Source organism: Leifsonia sp. PARNA 1/14 (genome assembly GCF_055720965.1).
The window spans coordinates 1-21235 of record NZ_JBVQSP010000004.1 but is presented as its reverse complement, the minus strand read 5'-3'; the positions used below and the strand labels follow the sequence as shown (position 1 = coordinate 21235).

Below are 21235 nucleotides of genomic sequence, written 5' to 3'. Positions count from 1 at the left end.
CAAAATTGCACCACTCACCGGACGGAGCTTGAACGTGAGTCGGTGCTCAGCAGGTCTTGCCCTTCGGCGGAATCGTGCCGTCGACGAGGAACGAGTCGACCGCTCCGTTCACGCACGAATTGGACTTGTTGTAGGCGGTGTGGCCTTCGCCCTTGTACGTGAGGAGGTGCCCGTTCTCGAGCTCCGACGCCATGTTCTTCGCCCACACGTACGGTGTCGCCGGGTCGTTGGTGGTTCCCACGACGAGGATGGGCGCGGATCCGGCCGCGCTGATCGGCCCCCGCTGCACCGTCGTCTTGTACGGCCAATTCGCGCAGCCGATCTCGCCGTAGGCCATGTAGGGCCCGATCACCGGCGCGGCCTTGGCGAGCTCCTGAGCCTGCGTGCGCATCGTCGCAGGGTCGTCGTCGTAGTGGTAGTCGAGGCAGTTGATCGCCATGAACGCCTCGGTGGAGTTGTCGCTGTACGTGCCGTCGCTGTTGCGGCTGTTGTAGCCGTCCGCGAGGGTGAACGCGATCCGCGCGCTGCCCTTCATGACGTCGGCGAACATGCTGCTCAGGTACGACCAGGCGGTCGCGTCGTACAGCGGATAGATGATCGCCGTCATCAGCGTGTTGGCGCCCAGCTCGCGGCCGTCGGAGTTGCGGATCGGGCTGGCCTCCACAGCGGCGAGCAGTTGCGAGATCGTCGTCATCCCGTCCTCGACCGTGCCGCTGAACGGGCAGTCTTTCTTCGTGAGGCAGTTCTTGAGGTAGGCGCGCAGCGCGCTCTCGAAGCCTTGGGCCTGCACCTTGGTGATGTCGAAGTTGCTGGCGGCCGGGTCGAGCGCCCCGTCGAGCACCAGCCTGCCCGTCTTGCCCGGGTACAGGCCGGCGTACACGGCGCCGAGGTAGGTGCCGTAGGAGTAGCCGAGGTAGTTGAGCTTCTTGTCGCCGAGCACAGCGCGCAGCAGGTCGAGGTCGCGTGCCGCGCTCACCGTGTCGACGTGGTCGAGCAGCGCCCCGGTGTTCTTCGCGCAGGCGGAGCCGAAGTCCTTCGACTGCGTGACGTTGCTCGCGATCCATGCGTCGGAGCCGCGCTGACCGGGTGTGATGCCGTAGAGGTAGTTGTCCATCTGCGCGGCGTCGTAGCACTTCACCGCCGTCGAGCGGCTGACTCCGCGAGGGTCGAACCCGACGACGTCGAAGTGGTTCTGGAGGGTCTTGTCGGTGGCGTAATTCACCGAGTCCTTGACGAAGTCGTAGCCCGAGCCTCCAGGGCCGCCGGGGTTCACCAGCAGCGACCCCTGCTTGCTGCCCGTGGCCTGCTGACGGATGAGGGCCAGTTTCACCTCGCCTGCCGAGGGGTCGTTCCAGTCCAGCGGCGCTTTGGCCGTGGTGCACTGCTTGCCCTGCGCGCACTCGCTCCAGACGAGCTTCTGGGAGTAGAAGGGCGTGAGCGCGGCCGCGACCTTCTCGGGCGCAGGGGTGGAGGTGCTCGACGTCTTCGCCGGCAGGAACCACGTGACGCAACCCGTCAGCATCAGTGCGGCGACCGCCACGATCGCGACGAAGACGGTGCGAGCGGCCCGCCGGCGAGCCGGACGGCTCAGTCGGGTGGTCACAGGTCGGTCCCCTTTCGCGCGGCGCCGCCGCGAAGGATGGTGATGAGCATGGCCTCCAGAGCCAGGGCGGGTGCGACGTTGCCGTCGATCCGCTCACGGGCGGTCGCGATCGCATCCATCGCGGCGAGCGTAGCGGCAGGAGTCGTGTGCGCGCTGAGAGCGGACAGGCGGCCCTGGAGCTCGATGTTGACGAGCTCGCTCTCGCTGCCGAGCTGGAGCATCATCACATCGCGGTACAGGGAGAGCAGATCGGTGAGGATGCGGTCGATGCCATCGCGGAGGCTGCGGGTCGCCCGCCGCTTCTGGTCCTCCTCGAGTTGCCGGAGCTGGCCGCGGAGCGCCGGCGGGATGGCGCCCCCCGGCTCGATGCCGAGCGAGCGCAGGGCGTGCTCGCGCTCCTCCGCGTCGCGCTCCTCCGTGATCGCCTTCGCGTCGGCGCCCGCGACCTCCAGCAGCGTCGCGGCGGCCTGGACGGCGTCGGAGACCGAGCGGATGCTCAGCGCGAGCGCGAGGGTCTGATCGCGGCGGCGGCGGGCCTCGTCGTTCGTGGCGAGCCGGTGCGCCATGCCGATGTGGCTCTGCGCGTGCCGGGCGGCGCGCTCGGCGACCGCGCGTTCGACGCCGTCGCGGCGCTCGATCAGCCGAGCCACGTCGGCGACGTCGGGGACCTTGAGCCGCACGGTGCGCACACGGGAGCGGATGGTCGGCAACAGGTCGGCGTCGCTGGGGGCGCAGAGGATCCACACGGTGCGCTCCGGCGGCTCCTCGAGGGCCTTCAGGAGGACGTTGGAGGTGCGCTCCGTCATGCGGTCGGCGTCTTCGATGACCATCACCCGGTATCGGCCGACCGACGGTGCGAATTGCGAGCTGGAGACGAGGGACCGCACTTCTTCGATCGAGATGATGACGCGTTCGGTGCTGAGGACGGCGAGGTCGGGGTGCGTGCGTGCCTCCACCTGGCGCTGGGTCGCGCGGTCGCCGTCCGGCGTTCCCGGGCTGAGCAAAGCGGTCGCGAAGGCGTAGGCGAGGTTGGACCTGCCCGAACCGGGAGGGCCGGTGATGAGCCAGGAGTGCGTCATACCGCGCGCGGCGGCGGCAGCCGGGCCGGACGCGGTGGCCGACTCGGCGGCGGCGCGGACGACGGCGATCGCGTCGTCCTGACCCGTCAGGTCGTCCCACACCGCCATGTGCTCCAGGCTAGCGGCCACGGCGGACAACTCGTCTGCGGCGGGACTGGCGCCGTGGGCCGCGGACGCGGGTGTCAGACCCGGTCCTCGAGGCGGCGGCGGATGTCGGCCGCTATGTCGTCCACGGGCTGCGACGCGTCGACCACCAGGAACCGTTCGGGCTCCGCCTCGGCGAGTGCGAGGTAGGCCGCGCGCACGCGGGCGTGGAAGTCGGACCGCTCGGCCTCCAGCCGGTCGTAGCGGGTGCGCGCGGTGTCGAGGCGTGCGCGCGCCGACGTCTCGTCGAGGTCGAGCAGGATCGTCAGGTCGGGGAGGAGGCCCTCCGCCGCCCAGAGCGACAGCTCGCGCACCTGGTCGGCGTCGAGGACGCGGCCGGCGCCCTGGTAGGCGACCGACGAGTCGATGTAGCGGTCCTGCAGCACCACGTCGCCTCGTTCCAGCGCAGGTCGCACGACGGTCGCGACGTGGTGTGCGCGGTCGGCGGCGTAGAGCAGCGCCTCCGCCCGCGGTGCGATGTCGCCGCGGTGGTGCAGCACGATCTCGCGGATCTCCACCCCCGCGTCGGTGCCGCCCGGCTCCCGCGTGCGCACCACCGTTCGGCCGCGGCCTCCCAACCACTGCTCGAGCAGTGCGGCCTGGGTCGACTTGCCGACACCGTCGCCGCCCTCGAGCGTGATGAACAGACCGGGCCGCGCCTTTTCGGTCACTCGGCGGTCTTCTTCGCGGCGGCGCGCGTCGACGTCGTCTTGGGCTTGGCCGCAGCCTTCGTCGTCTTGGCTGCCGTCGTCTTGGCTGCCGTCGTCTTGGCTGCCGTCGTCTTGGCTGTCGTCGTCTTGGCTGTCGTCGAGCGCGTGGTGGTGCGCTTCGCCGCCGGCTTCTTGGCCGGGCCCTTGGCCCGCTTGTCCGCGAGCAGCTGCACTGCGCGGTCGAAGTCGACCTCGTCCACGGTCTCTCCGCGCGGGATGGTGGCGTTGGTCTCACCGTCGGTCACGTAGGCGCCGAACCGGCCGTCCTTGATCTTGATCGGCTTGTCGCTTACCGGATCGGCGTCGAATTCCTTGAGCGCACTGGAGGCGCGGCGGTTGCCGTACTTCGGCTGCGCGAAGAGCTCGAGCGCGCCGGCGAGGTCGATCCCGAAGATGTCGTCCTCGGTCGGCAGCGACCGCGTGTCAGTTCCCTTCTTGAGGTACGGCCCGTATCGGCCATTCGCGGCCTGGATCTCGGCGCCGCTCTCGGGGTCGGCGCCGACGGTGCGTGGCAGGTCCAGCAGACGCAGCGCGGTGTCGAGATCGATCGTCGAGAGGTCCATCGACTTGAACAGGGACGCCGTGCGCGGCTTGGCCGCGGTCTTCTTGGCGGTCTTCTTGACCTCGACGACCTCACCGGTCTGCGGGTCGACCGCAGGCTCATCCTCCGGGTCGGCCTCGGTCACGTAGGGACCGAATCGGCCGTCCTTGGCGAGCACGAGCTTGCCGGTCGCGGGGTCGGAGCCCAGAACACGATCGGTCTGCACCGGCGCCTCGATGAGTTCCTTCGCCTTGGCGGGTGTCAGCTCATCGGGAGCGAGCTCCGGCGGCAGGTTGACACGGCGGGGCGTGGCGTCCTCCGCCGCGCCCTCCTTCTGGACCTCCAGGTATGGCCCGTACTTGCCGATGCGCAGCGTCACGCCGTCGTCGATCGCGATCGAGTTGATGCTGCGCGCGTCGATCTCACCGAGGTTGTCGATGACGCGGCGAAGGCCCTTGTGCTTGTCGCTTCCGAAATAGAAGCTGTTGAGCCAGTCGACTCGCTCGGCCTCGCCGTCGGCGATGCGGTCGAGGTCGTCCTCCATCTCGGCGGTGAAGTCGTACTGCACCAGATCGGCGAAATAGTCCTCCAGCAACCGGACCACCGAGAACGCGACCCAGCTGGGGACCAGCGCCTGACCGCGCTGCGTGACGTATCCGCGATCGATGATCGTGGAGATGATGCTCGCGAAGGTCGAGGGGCGCCCGATGCCGAGTTCTTCCAGCGTCTTCACCAGGCTGGCCTCGGTGTAGCGCGGCGGCGGCGTGGTCTCGTGACCGTCGGCGGTGACGTCCTCGACGGCGAGCGCCTGGCCCTGCGTCAGTGGCGGCAGCTTGGCGTCGCCTCCGGCGTCGGCGTTCCGCTCCTCGTCACGGCCCTCTTCGTAGGCGTTGAGGAAGCCGCGGAAGGTGATGACGGTTCCGCTCGCGGTGAACTCGGCGACGGTGCCGTCGAGCGAGCCTTCCGTGATCTTCGCTTCGACCGTCACAGACGCAGTCTGGCCCTTGGCGTCGGCCATCTGCGAGGCGACCGTGCGCTTCCAGATGAGGTCGTACAGACGGAACTCGGGTCCGCGGAGGGACTTCTCCAGCTCCGCCGGGGTGCGGAAGACCTCACCGGCGGGCCGGATCGCCTCGTGGGCCTCCTGGGCGTTCTTGCTCTTGGACGCGTAGACGCGCGGCTTCTCGGGCACCGTCTCGGCGCCGTACAGCTTCGCCGCCTGGGCGCGCGCCGCGTTGGTCGCCTGCTGCGACAGCGACGCGGAGTCGGTGCGCATATACGTGATGTACCCGTTCTCATAGAGCGTCTGGGCGACGCTCATCGTCTGCCGGGCAGAGAAGCGCAGCTTGCGCGCCGCCTCCTGCTGCATCGTGGACGTGGTGAACGGCGCCGCGGGGCGGCGGGAGTAGGGCTTGGAGTCGACCTTCGCGACCGTCACGGTCGTGCTCGACAGGCGCACCGCGTCGGCGAGCGCCTGTGCTGCGGATTCGTCGAGCGTGGTGGCACCGGAGGTCAGACGGCCGTGGTCGTCGAAGTCTCGTCCGGTCGCCACCCGCTCGCCGTTCAAGCGGGCGAGACGGGCCTCGAATGCCGCAGCCTCTTCGGGGGCGAGCTGCGCGGTGAGTCCCCAGTAGGAGGCGGCGACGAACGCGAGGCGCTCGCGCTCGCGGTCGACGACGAGGCGGGTCGCAGCGGACTGGACTCGACCGGCGGACAGCCCGGGGCCGACCTTGCGCCACAGCACCGGCGACACCTCGTAGCCGTACAGACGGTCGAGGATTCGGCGGGTCTCCTGTGCGTCGACGAGGGCGGTGTCGATCTCGCGCGTGTTGTCACGCGCCTTCTCGATCGCCTCCTTGGTGATCTCGTGGAACACCATGCGCTTGACCGGTACCTTCGGCTTGAGGACCTCGACCAGGTGCCAGGCGATGGCCTCTCCCTCGCGGTCTTCATCCGTCGCGAGTAGGAGCTCGTCGGCGTCTTTGAGCGCGCGCTTCAGGTCGGCGACCGTCTTCTTCTTCTGGTCGGACACCACGTAGTACGGCGCGAACTGGTTCTCGACGTCGACCGAGAACTTGCCGAGCGACCCCTTCTTCAGCTCGGGAGGCAGGTTCTTGGGCTCGATCAGGTCGCGGATGTGGCCGACGGATGCCATCACCTCGTAGCCTTCGCCCAGGTACTGGGCGATGGACTTCACCTTGTTCGGCGACTCGACGATGACGAGCTTCTTCGTGCCAGGCACTTGACTCCTCTTATATAGCTGCTGTGTTCAGACGGACCTCGCCGGCCCGAAATCGCTCCCCCGAGCGCCGCACAGAGAGCGGCGAGCGTGAGCCGTGCGGCCCAACAGGCAAACCATACACACCTAGGCCGGTTGTGTGCCTAATCGCCTCCCGGGTCGACACGGGCGTTCGCCGCAGGCGCACCTCCACGGATGGCCGGCCCTGTTGCGGTGTGGAGACCGGGAGGACAATGGCGTCATGGCAACGACATCAATGACGACGTACACCGCCAAGCTCATCGACGGTCCCCTGGAGGGCAAGACCATCTCCACGTCCTTCCTCGACTCCGGCGACCCCCGGCCGCGACTGGAATTGGCTGCTCCGTCCGGCGGCAAGCACTACCTGTACGTGCGCGGCTCGGCCTCCGAGACGGAGTACGCCTCGGACGACCCGAGCGCCTCGCTCCCGAGCGCCGTGGCCTACCGTTACGTGGAGACCGTGTTCGACTGAGCAAGTCATCCATCACGGGGTGCCGGGCGGGCCTGCACGAGCGGCGACCGACGCCTGCCATCCCGCGTACGGCACCACGGCGGTGACTCGCGCCACGACGCCCGTGACGGCGCATTCTGAGATCGCGGCTCCGTTGGCTCGTGCCACGAGTTCCGCCCGGCTGCACGGTTCCCCGTCGACCCGACCGACGGCGACGTCTGCGGCAGCCAGTGCTGCGGCATCTGCGGCGACGGCCGCGCTGTGCCGCGCCGTCCACGCTCCGCTGACGAGCATCACCATCGTCGTCACTGCGGCGACGACGGCGACCGTCATCAGCGCCAAGACGGTTCCCGAGCCGCGATCCGCGGAGCTGCCCGACGCCATCAGCCCGTGGCGGGACGGCGCCCGGCTCATTCCCGCCCCGCATCGTCGAGGACGCACGACCGCGCCGACGCAGTCACGCCAAGCGCCCCCAGCCCTGCGGCGCCGCTCGGAGCGGAGAGCGTGACGCACACCAATGCACCCTCGAAGCCGACCGTCCGCGACGCTCCCACGGGCGGCTCAGGAGGCGGATCGCCGCGTCCGATCAGCCGCGCGGCCGCTGAGGCGTGATCGAGTAGCCGCGCCTGCTGCCCCGCAGCCTGCACCGCGCCGACGCACAACCCCAGGCATAGGACCACCGCGGGCAGTGCGGTGGCGAACTCCGCTGTCACGCTGCCGCGCTCCCGGCTCCTCGCGGACGTCGCGACCTCCATCGCCCTCTCATGCACGACCTCCTCCCTCAGCCATCGACGGTCAGCGCCCGACGCACCAGATCTGCGAGCACCGACCGGACCTCGTCGCCGCGCAGCAGCATCAGCAGCGCGCCCGCGAATCCCACCGCCGCCATCGTCGTGACGGCGTACTCCGCAGTGCTTGCTCCGCGATCCTCCCAGCGCAGTCGCTGGAACAATGACCGCGGCTCACAACCGATCTCGCCCATGTTTTCCCCTCTTCCATCTGTGCCACGAGGCTTCGTGGCCCGCTTCCGATCGTGCCCCGCGCCGCCGCCGATCGGGCGTTCGCGGGCGAATCTGTGGACAGCTCACATCAGCCCCGTAAATGTGGAGGACATCATCGCGAGGATGACGGGGACGACCCCGAGCAACACGAATGCCGGCAACACGCACAGCCCCAACGGGAGCAGAAGACGGACCGCGAGGAGCTCGGCCCGCGTGCGGCCGTTCGCTCTCGCGATGCGGCGTTGCTGCCGCGCCTCGGCGGACAGCAACTCGATGGCCGGCGCGCCCGCCCGTTCTGCGACGCGGAGAACGCGATCGACGGCACGCCCGCCGTCCTCATCAATGCGCAGTCCGAGACGTTCTCGAGTCTCGGCGATCAGCAGCCTCGCGTGCCCAGGCGACATCCCGCCGGCCAGGGCGATCGCCATCGACTCGGGTTCCGCGCCCGCGACAGGGCCGGCTCGCGCTGCCGTGCGGACGAGTCGGGCCGTCCAGGCGCGACCCGCCAGCATCAGAAAGACGCCGACACCGGCCGCGCCCCACCCGAGAGGGCCGCCCACCAGCGCCCCCACGACATCGACACCGATGGTGTACGCCATGACGACGCCGACCAGCGGCAACCAGGCCATCAGCCGTGCCGTCGCTCGCGGCCCGGCGAGGGAGGTGCCGACATCGCGCGCCGTCTCGGCCCGATCGCGTAAGGCGGTCGCCGCGCCGCGCAACGCCGGCGCCAGCGCCGCTCCGGCATGCTCCGCGACGATCCATGCCGCCGCCACCGAGGCCATGCCGTGATCGAGCCCGTCCGACGCCCTGTTCCCTACTCTCCCCCGCACCGATCTCGCCGGCTCTCCCTCTTTATGTCCTGTCTGTCGCCGCCGCGCCGCGTCGGCGAGCGCCTCCGACGGCGGCAATCCGGCGGCGATCCGTTCCGCCGCGCCTCGCAGCGCAGGATGCTCGGCGTCCTCGGCGAGGTAGGTCCAGACCGAGACCGGGGAGATGCCCGCATCGAGGAGCACCGCCAGCGCCTCGACCGACCGGGCAAGGAGGTCGTCGCCGGCTACACCGCGAACCGCCGCCTCAGGCATCGCCGACCACCCCGAGCCGCCCTTGGGCCGTCGCGGTGAAGCGCCCGAACCCGCTGATCCTGCGACGCTCGCCCGCTCTCTCGACGTGGATGATGAGGCCGATGGCGGAGAGCGCCTGCCGTGCGATGGCGATCTCGGTCATCCCTGCCAGCGCGCCGAGCGCCTCCATTCGCGCCGGCACGTCGGCGAGCGAATTGGCGTGCAGCGTTCCTGCGCCGCCGTCGTGACCCGTGTTCAGCGCGGCGAGAAGGTCGACGACCTCCTCACCTCGGCACTCGCCGAGGACGAGTCGGTCGGGCCGCATTCGAAGCGCTTCGCGCACCAGCCGGCGCAGCCCCACACCTCCCGCGCCCTCCAGGTTCGGCTGGCGGGTCTGCAGCCCCACCACATGCGGATGCGGGATGCGGAGCTCCGCGACGTCTTCGATGAGCACGATCCGCTCGCGGGGCGGCGCCTGCGCCAGGATCGCGCCCAGAAGTGTGGTCTTGCCTGCTCCGCCCGCACCGGTGACGAGGATGTTGGTGCGCGCGGCTACCGCCTCGCGCAGTCGTTCCGCGTCGGCGGACGTCACCGACCCGGCGCGTACCAGGTCGTCGATCCCGAGCGCGACGGCGGACGGCACCCGGATCGAGATCACGGCACCCGACGTGGAGATCGGGGCGAGGACCGCGTGCACACGCACCCCTCCCGCGAGCCGGACGTCGGCGAAGGGCGTCGCTTCGTCGAGGTGCCGGCCGCCGCTGGCGATCAGCCGCGTAGCAAGGCGTCGAGCCTCCTGCGCATTCGCGCGCCAGCCGTCGACTCGATGCAGGCCGCGCGGACCGCCATCGGACCACAGCGCCCCGTCGCCAGTGAGAAAGACGTCGGTGACGCCCTCGCGCATCAGATAAGGCGTCAAGGGGCCGAACGTCTCCCACGGCCCCGGTTCGTCGCGTGCGGTTGCACCTGGTCGCGGCAGCGCTGGAGGAGCGGTCGAGATCGTCATGTGCCGACGCTACGAAGAACAGCGTCGGCCCGGACACCGATCACCCGAATCTGTGGAGAGATCCACTCATCCACCCCCGGAGGTGGAGAAACAACACCTACCGCCGGTTAAAAAAGGGGGGCCGCACCTATTGGGGGGAACAGGTGCGGCCACTGCGGCGCAGGATTGGGGGGAATCGATTGCGCCGCACGCCAGAATTATCATTCGGCCGCTGACTAGTTTACGCACAATCAATGCAAACGCAAGTCTGATCGGAGGCCGTCACCGGCACGTTGTAGAGTCAGGCATTGTCGCGCCACGACTCGAACATCCGCATCGCAAAGGAGCGAAAAGACTCCCCATGAGCAACACAATCGACAACCTGCTCCACGAATCCCGGCGGTTCGCGCCCACCGAGGAGTTCGCCGCGAACGCGATCGCGACGGCTGACCTCTACGAGCGCGCAGCGGCCGACCGGCTCGCGTTCTGGGCCGATCAGTCCCGCGACCTCGTGCACTGGCACACGCCGTTCACCCGCACGCTCGACTGGTCGAACCCACCGTTCGCGAAGTGGTTCGACGACGGCGAGCTCAACGTCGCCTACAACTGCCTCGACAGGCACGTGCTCGCCGGCAACGGCGACCGGGTCGCGATCCACTGGGAGGGCGAGCCCGGCGACTCCCGCTTAATCACGTACGCGGAGCTCACCGCCGAGGTGAAGAAGGCCGCCAACCTGCTCACCAGCCTGGGCATTCAGGCAGGTGACCGCGTCGCGATCTACCTGCCGATGATCCCGGAGGCCGTCATCGCCATGCTCGCGGTGGCGCGAATCGGCGCCGTGCACTCGGTGGTCTTCGGCGGGTTCAGCGCGGAGAGCCTCCGGTCGCGCATCGACGACGCCGAGGCCAAGCTCGTCATCACCGCCGACGGCGGCTGGCGCAAGGGCCGCGTCTTCCCGCTGAAGGACGCGGTGGACGCCGCCCTCGCGAACGGCGAGTCCACCGTCGAGCACGTGCTCGTGGTCAAGCGGGGCGAGAACGAGGTGGCGTGGACCGAGGGCCGCGACCTGTGGTGGCAGGACGAGATCGCACTCGTGGACGCCGATCACGTCGCCAAGGCGTTCCCCGCGGAGAACCCGCTGTTCATCCTCTATACGTCAGGCACGACGGGTAAGCCGAAGGGGATCCTGCACACGTCCGGCGGCTACGTCACCCAGGCCGCTTTCACGCACAAGAACGTCTTCGACCTCCACCCCGAGTCGGACGTCTACTGGTGCAGCGCGGATGTGGGCTGGATCACCGGCCACACCTACGTCGTCTACGGGCCGCTCGCCAACGGCGCCACCCAGGTGCTCTACGAAGGCACGCCCGAGACGCCGCACCCGGGTCGCTGGTGGGAGATCATCGAGAAGTACAAGGTCTCGATCTTCTACACGGCGCCGACCGCCATCCGTTCGTTCATGAAGATCGGCCGTCAGCACCCGCAGAAGTTCGACCTGTCGAGCCTCCGCGTGCTCGGGTCGGTGGGCGAGCCGATCAACCCTGAGGCGTGGATGTGGTACCGCGACGTCATCGGCGGAGGCGGCACCCCGATCGTGGACACCTGGTGGCAGACCGAGACCGGCGCCATCATGGTCTCCGCCCTGCCCGGCGTGACGACCCTCAAGCCCGGCAGCGCGCAGGTACCGCTGCCCGGAATCTCCATCGACATCCTCGATGAGGCGGGCGTCCCGGTCGGCAAGGACCAGGGCGGCCTGCTGGTCGTCACCGAGCCGTGGCCCAGCATGCTGCGCGGCATCTGGGGCGACCCCGACCGTTTCGTCGAGACATACTGGTCGAAGTTCGGCGACAAGTACTTCGCCGGCGATGGTGCACGCTACGACACGGACGGCGAGATCTGGCTGCTGGGTCGCGTCGACGACGTCATGAACGTCTCCGGCCACCGCCTCTCGACCGCGGAGATCGAATCGGCGCTGGTCGCGCACCCGCTCACGGCGGAGGCCGCGGTCGTGGGCGCCGCCGACGAGACGACCGGCCAGGCCGTCGTCGCGTTCGTGATCATCAAGCAGAACCAGCTCGAGACGGCGGAGTCGATCGACGTCGCAGCGGAGCTGCGCAAGCACGTCGCGGAGCAGATCGGCGCCATCGCGCGCCCGCGTGACATCTTCATCGTCACCGAGCTGCCGAAGACCCGATCCGGCAAGATCATGCGGCGCCTGCTCAAGGACGTCGCCGAAGGCCGCGAGGTCGGCGACACGACCACCCTCGCCGACACGGCCGTGATGAGCTCCATCCAGGCCAAGCTCACCTAGCGAGTCGCCTCAGAGAGGCTCCCGCCCAGCACAGAACCGTCGCGAATCCACTCGATTCGCGACGGTTCTCCGGTTCTCGGGCCTGATCCCGGAGGCCTACTCGTAGGCGACGATGAGCTCGACCTCGACAGGCGCGTCGAGCGGGAGCACCGCGACGCCGACCGCGGAGCGAGCGTGTACTCCGGCGTCGCCGAAGATGTCGCCGAGCACCTCGGAGGCGCCGTTGATGACACCCGGCTGACCGGTGAACGACGGGTCGGACGAGACGAAGCCGACGACCTTCACGACGCGCGTCACCCGGTCGAGCGAGCCGATCACGCTCTTGACCGCTGCGAGCGCGTTGAGCGCGCAGATGCGTGCGTACTCCTTGGCGTCGTCCGGCTGCACGAGACCGTCACCGTTGCCGACCTTGCCGGTCGCGGGGAGGGCGCCGGAGACCATCGGAAGCTGGCCGGAGGTATACACGCGCCCCGCGTCGACGACGGCGGGCGTGTAGGCGGCGACCGGAGGCACGACGGCGGGGAGGTCGATGCCGAGCTCTGCGAGGCGCGCTTCGATCGCGGCCATCAGGCGGTCTCCTCGCTCTGCACCGGGCGCTTGAGGTAGGCGACCAGGCCGCCCTCCGGACCGGTCACGACCTGCACCAGTTCCCACCCTTCCGAGCCCCAGTTGTTCAGGATGGCGGCGGTGTTATGGATCATGAGAGGAGTCGTAAGGTATTCCCAGCGCAGCATGGTGCTCTTTTCATTCGGGGGGTTTATCAGGTTCATCGCCTACTCTGATCCTATGTCTGCGCAAAAACCACAGGCTAGAGGTGTGCTCGGAGCTGTCGGCGCTTTCGTCGGCATGAGTGCCGTGGCCGGTCTTCTGGTCACCGCTGCCGTCACCCCCGCCATCGCCGTGACCGGCATGGCCGCCAACAACGGCATCGGCGTGTTCGAAGGCCTTCCGGAGTACCTCCAGATCGGCCAGCTCGCCCAGCCGACCACCATCTACGCGAAGGCGTCCGACGGCTCCGACGTCGCGCTCGCGACCTTCTACTCCCAGAACCGCCTCCCGGTCGGCTTCGACCAGATGTCGCAGGCGGCCAAAGACGCCGCGATCGCCGGCGAGGACCCTCGGTTCTACAGCCACGGCGGCGTCGACATCCAGGGCACCGTGCGCGGTGTCCTGTCGACCGTCTCCGGCGGCGGCGTGCAGGGCGGCTCCTCGATCACCCAGCAGTACGTCAAGAACGTACTGCTGCAGAAGTGCGAGGCCATGCCGGTCAAGACCAAGGAGCAGAAGGCCAAGTACCAGAGCTGCGTCGACGACTCGACCGGCGTCACTCCCGACCGCAAGGTCAAAGAGATGAAGTACGCCATCGGCCTCGAGAAGAAGTACACCAAGGACCAGATCCTCGAGGGCTACCTCAACATCGCCGGCTTCGGCGGCTCGGTCTACGGCATCGAGGCCGCTGCCCGCTACTACTACAACGTCACGGCCGCGGCGCTGACTCCTGCACAGGCGGCGAGCCTCGTCGCGATCGTCAACGAACCGACCGGCCTCAAGATCGACAACCCTGCGTCGACCGCGAACGGCGCAGCCAACGGCTACGCCAAGAACAAAGACCGGCGTGACTACATCCTCGGCAAGATGTACGAGTACAAAAAGCTGACCAAGGCGCAGTACGACGAGGCGATCAAGACCCCGATCACGCCTGTCATCACGCCGTCCCTCCGCGGATGCCAGACGGCCGGTTCGGCCGCGTACTTCTGCGATTACGTGCAGAAGATCATCCTCAACGACGAGTCGTTCGGCGCCGACGAGGACACCAGGGCCGCCAACTTCAACCGCGGCGGTTACAAGATCTACACGTCGCTCGACATGGACCTCCAGAAGGTCGCGACGGACACCCTCGACTCGTATGTGCCGAAGGAGTACAAGTTCGACATCGGCGGCGTGTTGGTCGGCGTGCAGCCCGGCACCGGCCGCGTGCTCTACATGGCGCAGAACAAGGACTACAGTCAGGACCCCGAGGTCCTGAACACCAGCCCGAAGTACACGAGCATCAACTACGCGACCGATTACCAGTTCGGCGGGTCGGGCGGATTCCAGGTGGGATCGACGTACAAGACGTTCACGCTGGCGGAGTGGCTGAAGGAAGGCCACTCGCTGTACGAGACGGTCAACGCGAACATTCGCACCTACCCGTCCGGAACCTTCAAGGGCTACTGCTACCCGGGTGGCGCCTATGGCCCGACGGGAGCCCGCTGGCCTACGAACGACAGCTCCGGCGAGGAGGGCACGCGCAGCGCCATCCAGGCGACCCAGCTCTCCATCAACACCGCGTTCGTGTCGATGGCCTCCCAGCTCGACATGTGCAAGATCCGCGACACCGCCCAGGCCTTCGGAGTGCACACGGCGAAGGGCGAGGAATTGGGGACCAATCCCGCGAGCGTCCTCGGCACCAACGAGATCGCCCCGCTGACCATGGCGACCGCATTCGCGGGAATCGCCAACGGCGGCGTCACCTGCTCGCCGATCGCCATCGACAAGATCGTCGACGGCGGCGGCAAGGAGGTCAAGCCTCCTGCGACCAAGTGCCAGCAGTCCGTCGACCCGGCCATCGCGGCGGGCATGGCCTTCGCGATGCAGAAGGTCACGCAGGGCGGTGGAACCGCCTCGGGCATGAACACGACCGGCAAGGACATGCTGGCCAAGACCGGTACGACCGACGGCAATGAGCAGCTGTGGCTCGTCGCCGCGACGACGAAGGTCGCAGGTGCTTACTGGGTCGGAAACGTGACCGGCCATCAGGACATGCGCAAGACCTATCCGACCCACGGATCCTCCCCCGCGAGCGCCCGAACGGTTGTGCAGCGCACCATGATGTCGGCGGCCGTCGGCAAGTACGGCGGCGACTCCTTCCCCTCGCCGAACAGCAAGCTCGTGCAGGGTGCGCAGGTCACCATCCCCGATCTCGCCGGCAAATCGCCCGATGAGGCGAAGTCCATCCTCACGGGCCTCGGTCTCGACAGCACCGACGGAGGGCCGCAGGACTCGGCGGCCCCCGCCGGCACGGTGGCTTCGAGCAACCCGGCCGCGGGCTCGTCCGTCGGCAAGGGCACGGTCGTGACGCTGTACACGAGCAACGGCTCCCTCGTCGCGATCCCGAACGTGGTCGGGCAGAAGCTCTCCGACGCGCAACAGGCTCTGGCTGCTGCCGGGTTCAGCGCGAAGGTCAACGGGGGTGGCGCCTCACCCAACGACATCGTCCAGGCGATGGATCCGGGCGCGGGCACGCCCGCGAAGGCCGGCACCCAGGTCACGCTCACTCTTCAGAAGAACACGCCGACTCCCGGTCCGGGAGCGGGCGGCTAGTGCCGCGCTCGTCGGGCTTCCGTCCGGTGGGCACCGCCCTCGCGGTGCTCGCCGGAACGGGTGCGGCCGCGTTCGCGTACGGGTCGCTCGTCGAACGCCGCGCGTTCACGCTGCGCGAGGTGAGCGTGCCGGTGCTCCCGGCCGGAGCCGCTCCCATCCGGGTGCTGCACTTGTCCGACCTGCACATGGCGCCGTGGCAGCGTGACAAGCAGCAGTGGGTGCGTGAGCTCGCGCGGTTCCAGCCCGATTTGATCGTCGACACCGGCGACAACCTCAGCCACGAGAACGGCCTGGAGGGCATCCGCGCCGCGTTCGACGCGTTCCGTGGCGTTCCCGGGGTGTTCGTGCACGGCTCGAACGACTACTACGGCCCCCAGCTGAAGAACCCGCTCAAGTACTTCCGGGGCCCGTCGAAGCGCCATTCGACGACGGCTCCGCGCCTCGACGACAAGGCCCTCACCGCCTACTTCGACAGCCTCGGCTGGCTGAACCTCAACAATGCCGCCGGCGCCCTAGACATCAACGGCACGCACCTCGAGTTCTTCGGTGTGAACGACCCGCACATCCAGGCCGACCGGCTGGAGGCCATCCCCGGCGCGCTCGATGAGCTGCGCGAGGACGACCCCTACTCCGACGACGCCATGTGGCCGGAGGACGCACCACGGAGCGAGCGCCCGACGGTCACGCTGGGCGTCGTCCACGCGCCGTACCGCCGGGTGCTCGACGCCTTCGTCACCTACGGCGCGTCGATGATCTTCGCCGGCCACACACACGGCGGCCAGGTCTGCGTGCCGGGATTCGGTGCTCTGGTCACCAATTGCGATATCCCGCGCCAGCAGGTCAAGGGCCTGAGCATCTGGCGGCATGCGTTCCGGGCAGCCTATCTGAACGTCTCGGCGGGTCTCGGCACGTCGATCTACGCGCCGGTGCGGTTCGCCTGCCGGCCGGAGGCGACGCTGGTGACGTTGACGGCGTCGGAGTAGCCCGCATCGCGCTTCGGGTGAGCGCTAGCAGAATTGAAGGAGGGCCCGGCTCGCTGCGCGAACCGGGCCCTCTTATTTTGGGTCGGGGTGACAGGATTTGAACCTGCGGCCTCTTCGTCCCGAACGAAGCGCGCTACCAAGCTGCGCCACACCCCGGTGGCCCGAAGGCCTCATCTAGGATACACGAGCGCGAGGGTGCGAATGACCACCTGCGGTCGGGCTGGACCCCTCCGGTCGCCCTAGAACGCGTCCGGCCGCGCGAAGTCCACCGTCGCGTAGATCGACTCCGGGTCGATGTGCGAGCGGATGAGCGGGAGCGTGCGCGAGACCGCCGTGTTGATGCGTTCGCGGAGGTCGTCGGAGGTGATCGCGTAGTCCTTGAAGTCGGACTCGCTCGCGTAGATGCCGAGTGGGAGCGTGAGGGACTGGAAGAAGCCGAAGAGGGGCCGCATCTGGTGCTCCACGAGAAGGGCGTGCCGGTCGCTTCCGCCGGTGGCGGTGAGGACGATCGGCTTGTCGATGAGGGCGTACTGGCCGATGTGGTCGAAGAAGAGCTTGAACAGGCCCGTGTACGTCGCCCGGTAGGCCGGCGAGCCGACCACGACCACGTCGGCCGACTCGACCGTCTCCAGGGCCGCCTGCACCCGCGCGCTCAGGCCGCTGCGGAACGGAGCTGCCCCGAGTTCGGCGAGCAGCGGCGCGAGCTCGATCGTGGTCGCGGTGCCGCCGGTCGCGTCGGCGAACGAACGCGTGACTTCGTCGACGAGCACGGTCGTGCGAGAGGGCGCGGTCGGGCTGCCGCTCACGCCGACGACGTGGGGTGCGTGTGCCATACGGGTACCGCCTTCACTGAGGGGGGTCGGGGTGGGCCCAACGCTACCCCCGGGTGTCGGCGAACGCCCGTGCGGCCGTCACGCGCCGTCATGGAGCGGGGTACAGCTCCGCGACGACCTCCAACGACCGGATGCGGCCCTCCACGGTCGCAGCACCCGACGACACCATCAGCTCGTCAACACCGGTGGAGGCGATGAGCGAGTCGAGGCGCGCCTTCACCTGGTCGGGCGTGCCGATCGCCTGGCGAGCGTTGCGGGCGGCGATGAACTCCTCCTCCGCCGGGCTGAACTCGTAGGCGAGCGCCTCCTCCATGCTCACCGGCTGCGGCTTGAGGCCGCGGCGCATCCGGAGGAACGAGAGCTGCCCGGGCAGAGAGAGCGCACGCACCTGGGCGGGGTCGTCGTCGGCGATCACGTTGACCGCGATCATCGCGTGCGGCTCGCTCAGCTGCTCCCCCGGCTCGAACCGCGACCGGTACAGGTCGAGCGCGGCCTCGGTGTTCTCGCCGGCGAAGTGGTGGGCGAAGGCGAACGGGAGGCCGAGAGCGGCGGCGACCTGAGCGCTGTAGCCGCTCGAGCCGAGCAGCCACACCTGCGGAGCGTCGCCGAGGCCGGGCACGGCCGTGATGGTGTGCAGCGGGTTCGCGTCGCTCATGCCGCCGTAGAAGAAGCCGAACAGGTCGAGAAGCTGCTGCGGGAAATCGTCGACGCCGAGGCCCTCCGCGCTCCGCCGAAGCGCCATGGCGGTCGCGCCGTCCGTGCCGGGCGCCCGGCCGATGCCGAGGTCGATGCGGTCGCCGTAGAGCGCGCGGAGGGTGCCGAACTGCTCGGCGACCACGAGGGGGGCGTGGTTGGGCAGCATCACGCCCCCCGACCCGACACGGATGCGCTCGGTCGCCGCAGCGATGCCGGCGATGAGCACGGCCGGGGCGCTGGAGGCGATCGCGGGCATGCCGTGGTGCTCGGCGACCCAGAAACGACGGTAGCCGAGACGCTCCGCCTCTCGTGCGAGGCGGATCGTCCCGGCTACGGCGTCGGCGTTGCTGCCGCCGGCGGGTCTGCTGGCGAGGTCGAGGACGTTGAGGGGGATGCCGGTGGTCACAGGGAGGGCAACCGCTGTCGCCCTCCCTGCATTCCTAGACCGAGGTCAGGACGACCGGACCTTGCGCATCCACGCCGCCACCGCGACGCTCACGAGTCCGATGGCCAGGAGGCCGGCGCCCGTCCAGATCGCCCACTCCGCGATGACGGAGCCGGTGTCGGCGAGGCCGGAGCTGCCCGGGTCGTTGATGGTCGATGCGGAGGCATCGGCCGGAACGACCGTCAGGGATGCGGAGCAGACGTGCCCACTGGTCCCTCCGGTGCCGGTGATGGTGTAGCTGCCGGTCGCGTCGGCCGGGAGCGTGACGTGCAGGACGTCGCTTCCGTCGGAGTTGGCCTGCTTCGAGAACGTCACCGAGCTCGCCATGACGATGCTCGCACCATCGGAGCCGCTGGCGACCCAGGTGATCGTCTCACCGTCGCTCCAGGTGCCCGGCACGCAGGTGAGCGTGGCCGAGTGGCCTGCCTGGGTGGTGCTCACGTCGAATGTGCAGGGAGCCCCACTCGGGTAGTCCACTGCGTTCGCGGCCGCAGGTGCCGCGAGCAGCAGCGCTGCGGTGACGGCTGCCGCCGCCAGGATCTTCTTCAACATCGGGTTCGCCTTCCCCTCGACCCGGCCACCTGTCGGGTTAGTGATTAATGCTCACTTTACGCTGGCTGTGCACGGGACAGCAATGGTTCCCACGGCGGTCCGTGCCCCCACATCGGGGGTGGTCCCGTCCCCCTTCAACGTCGGCGTGACCGCTACCGTCAGCCCGGACGCCTTCTGGACCGTGCCCAGGAACTCGACGTCGACGGACGTCGACTCCCCCGGCTTCAGCTGGACCTCCACCACCGCGACCGGCCGACCGTCGTCGGTTCCGGCGATCGACCTCACGTCGACGCCGTTGCTCTTCGCACTGGCGAGCAGGCCCTTCTGCGGCCCGTAGAACGCGATGCGCGTACGGATCTGGCCCGCGGGCACCCCGTACGACCCGTTGCCGGTCACGTAGGCGGGCAGCGACTTCGCCGCGTCGGCGGGCGCGTTGTTCTTCAGCGTGACATGCACGATCGAGGTGATCTTGTCATCCAGCCGGCACACGGCTGCCCCCGCCGAGACCGATGTCTGGAGGTAATAGTCCATCTTCGAGCCGGTCGCGTCGTTGAAGTACACGCCGAGCGCGGTCGTCTGCGGATCGGACACCGGCAGGTTGCCCGCGAGCGTCGTCGACTGCAGCACGGACTGCTCCGACGGACGGGAGCTCCAGATCCGGAGCCTGTCGGATGAGCCGGCTGCGGTGAGCGAGGAGGCGAGCGCCTTGCCGTCGACCGCCCCGCTCGCGATCTTGCTGAAAAGCGCGGTCGTCGCGGAGGAGAAGAACGTGTCCTGGAGGCTCGGCTGGTCCGGGTAGCGGGCGTAGATGCCGCTGAGCAGCAGCGAGACCGCGTTCGACGAGGTGAGCACGTCGCCCGAGGGTAGTTTCACCGGGCCGGTGGCGCGCAGCAGCGTGCTCAGCACGACAGGATCGACCGTGATGACACCATCGACGACCCCGCCGTGCGTCTTCACCCACATCGCGGACGCCGTGCGGGCGGCGAGCGGGAAGTCCGGCGTGAAGTTGACGTCCTGCAGATAGCGGCCGACGAGCGGGCCGTAGAGGTCGGTCGTAGCGGCGGGCACGTCGAACACGGGCTCCGGCCACGGGCCGATGGAGGTGCCGGCCTCCTGCGAGGTCAGCGCGATGGCGCCCTTGTCGGTCGTGACCAGCGCGACCGAGCCGATGAGGCCTCCGGTCGCCCGCAGTTCGGCCGGGTTCTGCGCCACGATCAGGTAAGAGCGAGGGCCCGTGGCGCCGAGCATGCCCGGCAGCAGCCGGGCCGTGTTGCCCGCGGCCTCCAGGTCGGGGGCGACCGCCGTCATCGCGCCGCGCATCTTGTCGACGGCCGTCGCGATCGGCACGATCACACTGCGGTCGTCGATGGAGGCCAGCTGCTGCTGCGCGGTCTCGAACGCGGTCTGCGCCCTCTCCACGACCGGCTGGGCGGTGAGCAGCGGCTTCAGGTCGATCTTGCCGTTCGACAGCTTCAGGTCGCGGGGATCCACCGATCCCGCGACGGAGACCAGAGGACGCACCACGTCGGTGGCGAGCGTATCGGTGGCCGCCGCGACGGTCCGCACGGCCGCGAGGTTGGGGCCGATCCACGGGATGATCTCCGCCGTCTGCCACACCGGATCGCTCGTGAGCGACGCCGCGTGGTGCGCGCGCTTCTGGAGGTCGGCGGCGGCCGCGGCGGCACGGGAGGTGTCGCCGGACTCGACCGCTGAACGCACGGTCTGCACGTCAGGTGCGGCCGCGGCGAGCTCCTGGTGGGCCAGGTACGCACGCGCGCCGATCCATGCGACAGCGAACAGCAGCAGGATCCCGACGATGATCAGGGTGAGCCCGAGGGCTCCACGGCGTCGGCGGCGCGGCTCAGGAGGCGGTGCCGCTGGCCGCGGCGGCGCTTCTTCGTGCGAGAGACCGGTCGCCATGAGGATAAAGGTAACAAATCCTCAGTTTCAACCCCAGTCCCCAACTGACCCCCAAAGGAGGGCGAGGGCGCCGCCCGCGCCGGTCGGTCAGCGGCCGAGGCCGCGGAATCGCCAGCCGGCGGTGCGCCAGGTGTCGGGGTGGAGGGCGTTGCGGCCGTCGATGATGACTTTGTGGGTGACGAGGTCGCCGAGGTGGTGGGGGTCGAGGCCGGTGTATTGCGGCCATTCGGTGATCAGGACCACGATGTCCGCGCCGTGGGCGGCTTCGGCGGCGGAGTCGACGTAGGTGAGTTG

At 69.0% G+C, this 21235-nt stretch carries 20 protein-coding genes and 1 tRNA gene; 4 read left to right on the top strand and 17 right to left on the bottom strand.

Annotated features, from left to right (window positions below; translation table 11 throughout):
* Positions 1-46 precede the first annotated feature (46 nt).
* The 4 genes from AC0HS0_RS11755 to topA all read right to left on the bottom strand — a co-directional run bounded on the left by AC0HS0_RS11755 (position 47) and on the right by topA (position 6319).
* Positions 47-1603: an alpha/beta hydrolase gene (locus tag AC0HS0_RS11755; RefSeq protein WP_472964207.1), complete on the bottom strand. Its 1557-nt coding sequence runs from the start codon at positions 1601-1603 to the stop codon at positions 47-49.
* Entirely contained in the window at positions 1600-2790 is a 1191-nt protein-coding gene (locus AC0HS0_RS11750) for a DNA polymerase III subunit delta' (protein ID WP_472964206.1), read from the bottom strand. Before AC0HS0_RS11750 ends, AC0HS0_RS11755 begins: the two co-directional genes overlap by 4 nt.
* A gap of 74 nt (positions 2791-2864) precedes the next feature.
* On the bottom strand, positions 2865-3497 hold the full coding sequence (tmk, locus tag AC0HS0_RS11745; RefSeq protein ID WP_472964205.1) for a dTMP kinase: 633 nt from the start codon (positions 3495-3497) through the stop codon (positions 2865-2867).
* Positions 3494-6319, bottom strand: a complete 2826-nt coding sequence (gene topA, locus AC0HS0_RS11740) for a type I DNA topoisomerase (protein WP_472964204.1) — start codon at positions 6317-6319, stop codon at positions 3494-3496. The genes tmk and topA overlap by 4 nt, the downstream gene beginning before the upstream one ends.
* A gap of 238 nt (positions 6320-6557) precedes the next feature.
* Between topA and AC0HS0_RS11735 the strand changes: the two genes are divergently transcribed.
* Positions 6558-6809, top strand: a complete 252-nt coding sequence (locus tag AC0HS0_RS11735; RefSeq protein ID WP_472964203.1) for a hypothetical protein — start codon at positions 6558-6560, stop codon at positions 6807-6809.
* 12 nt (positions 6810-6821) lie between these two features.
* Here AC0HS0_RS11735 and AC0HS0_RS11730 read toward each other — a convergent pair whose 3' ends face one another.
* The 5 genes from AC0HS0_RS11730 to AC0HS0_RS11710 form a co-directional block, all read right to left on the bottom strand.
* Positions 6822-7202: an Rv3654c family TadE-like protein gene (locus AC0HS0_RS11730; protein WP_472964202.1), complete on the bottom strand. Its 381-nt coding sequence runs from the start codon at positions 7200-7202 to the stop codon at positions 6822-6824.
* Positions 7199-7543, bottom strand: a complete 345-nt coding sequence (locus tag AC0HS0_RS11725; RefSeq protein ID WP_472964201.1) for a TadE family type IV pilus minor pilin — start codon at positions 7541-7543, stop codon at positions 7199-7201. Before AC0HS0_RS11725 ends, AC0HS0_RS11730 begins: the two co-directional genes overlap by 4 nt.
* 26 nt (positions 7544-7569) lie before the next feature.
* Entirely contained in the window at positions 7570-7770 is a 201-nt protein-coding gene (locus AC0HS0_RS11720) for a DUF4244 domain-containing protein (RefSeq protein ID WP_472964200.1), read from the bottom strand.
* A 102-nt stretch (positions 7771-7872) separates the two neighbouring features.
* Complete coding sequence (locus AC0HS0_RS11715; protein ID WP_472964199.1) at positions 7873-8874, bottom strand: type II secretion system F family protein; 1002 nt, start codon at positions 8872-8874, stop codon at positions 7873-7875.
* Positions 8867-9859: a TadA family conjugal transfer-associated ATPase gene (locus AC0HS0_RS11710; protein ID WP_472964198.1), complete on the bottom strand. Its 993-nt coding sequence runs from the start codon at positions 9857-9859 to the stop codon at positions 8867-8869. Before AC0HS0_RS11710 ends, AC0HS0_RS11715 begins: the two co-directional genes overlap by 8 nt.
* Before the next feature lie 340 nt (positions 9860-10199).
* Between AC0HS0_RS11710 and acs the strand changes: the two genes are divergently transcribed.
* Positions 10200-12149: an acetate--CoA ligase gene (gene acs / locus AC0HS0_RS11705; protein WP_472964197.1), complete on the top strand. Its 1950-nt coding sequence runs from the start codon at positions 10200-10202 to the stop codon at positions 12147-12149.
* A 96-nt stretch (positions 12150-12245) separates the two neighbouring features.
* Here the strand turns inward: acs and AC0HS0_RS11700 are convergent, their stop codons facing one another.
* Positions 12246-12716, bottom strand: a complete 471-nt coding sequence (locus tag AC0HS0_RS11700; RefSeq protein ID WP_472964196.1) for a RidA family protein — start codon at positions 12714-12716, stop codon at positions 12246-12248.
* Positions 12716-12883, bottom strand: a complete 168-nt coding sequence (locus tag AC0HS0_RS11695) for a DUF4177 domain-containing protein (protein ID WP_472964195.1) — start codon at positions 12881-12883, stop codon at positions 12716-12718. The genes AC0HS0_RS11700 and AC0HS0_RS11695 overlap by 1 nt, the downstream gene beginning before the upstream one ends.
* An 82-nt stretch (positions 12884-12965) precedes the next feature.
* Between AC0HS0_RS11695 and AC0HS0_RS11690 the strand changes: the two genes are divergently transcribed.
* Together AC0HS0_RS11690 and AC0HS0_RS11685 are read left to right on the top strand one after the other, a co-directional pair.
* Positions 12966-15512 carry a transglycosylase domain-containing protein gene (locus AC0HS0_RS11690; protein ID WP_472964194.1) on the top strand — a complete coding sequence of 849 codons (2547 nt, stop codon included), beginning with the start codon at positions 12966-12968 and terminating at the stop codon, positions 15510-15512.
* On the top strand, positions 15512-16495 hold the full coding sequence (locus AC0HS0_RS11685) for a metallophosphoesterase (protein ID WP_472964193.1): 984 nt from the start codon (positions 15512-15514) through the stop codon (positions 16493-16495). Before AC0HS0_RS11690 ends, AC0HS0_RS11685 begins: the two co-directional genes overlap by 1 nt.
* An 82-nt stretch (positions 16496-16577) precedes the next feature.
* On the opposite strand, the gene AC0HS0_RS11680 is transcribed toward AC0HS0_RS11685, so the two are convergent.
* From AC0HS0_RS11680 to AC0HS0_RS11655, 6 genes are all read right to left on the bottom strand, one after another.
* Positions 16578-16651 (bottom strand) — tRNA-Pro (locus AC0HS0_RS11680).
* Between the two features lie 83 nt (positions 16652-16734).
* A complete protein-coding gene (gene msuE / locus AC0HS0_RS11675; RefSeq protein ID WP_472964192.1) occupies positions 16735-17328 on the bottom strand; it encodes an FMN reductase in 594 nt (197 codons plus the stop codon).
* Between the two features lie 88 nt (positions 17329-17416).
* Positions 17417-18430, bottom strand: a complete 1014-nt coding sequence (locus AC0HS0_RS11670) for an LLM class flavin-dependent oxidoreductase (RefSeq protein ID WP_472964191.1) — start codon at positions 18428-18430, stop codon at positions 17417-17419.
* A 45-nt stretch (positions 18431-18475) separates the two neighbouring features.
* A complete protein-coding gene (locus tag AC0HS0_RS11665; protein WP_472964190.1) occupies positions 18476-19021 on the bottom strand; it encodes a hypothetical protein in 546 nt (181 codons plus the stop codon).
* Positions 19022-19072: 51 nt separating this feature from the next.
* Complete coding sequence (locus AC0HS0_RS11660) at positions 19073-20941, bottom strand: DUF4012 domain-containing protein (protein WP_472964189.1); 1869 nt, start codon at positions 20939-20941, stop codon at positions 19073-19075.
* A gap of 87 nt (positions 20942-21028) precedes the next feature.
* A partial coding sequence (locus AC0HS0_RS11655) for a UDP binding domain-containing protein (RefSeq protein ID WP_472964188.1) occupies positions 21029-21235 on the bottom strand: 207 nt, incomplete at its 5' end.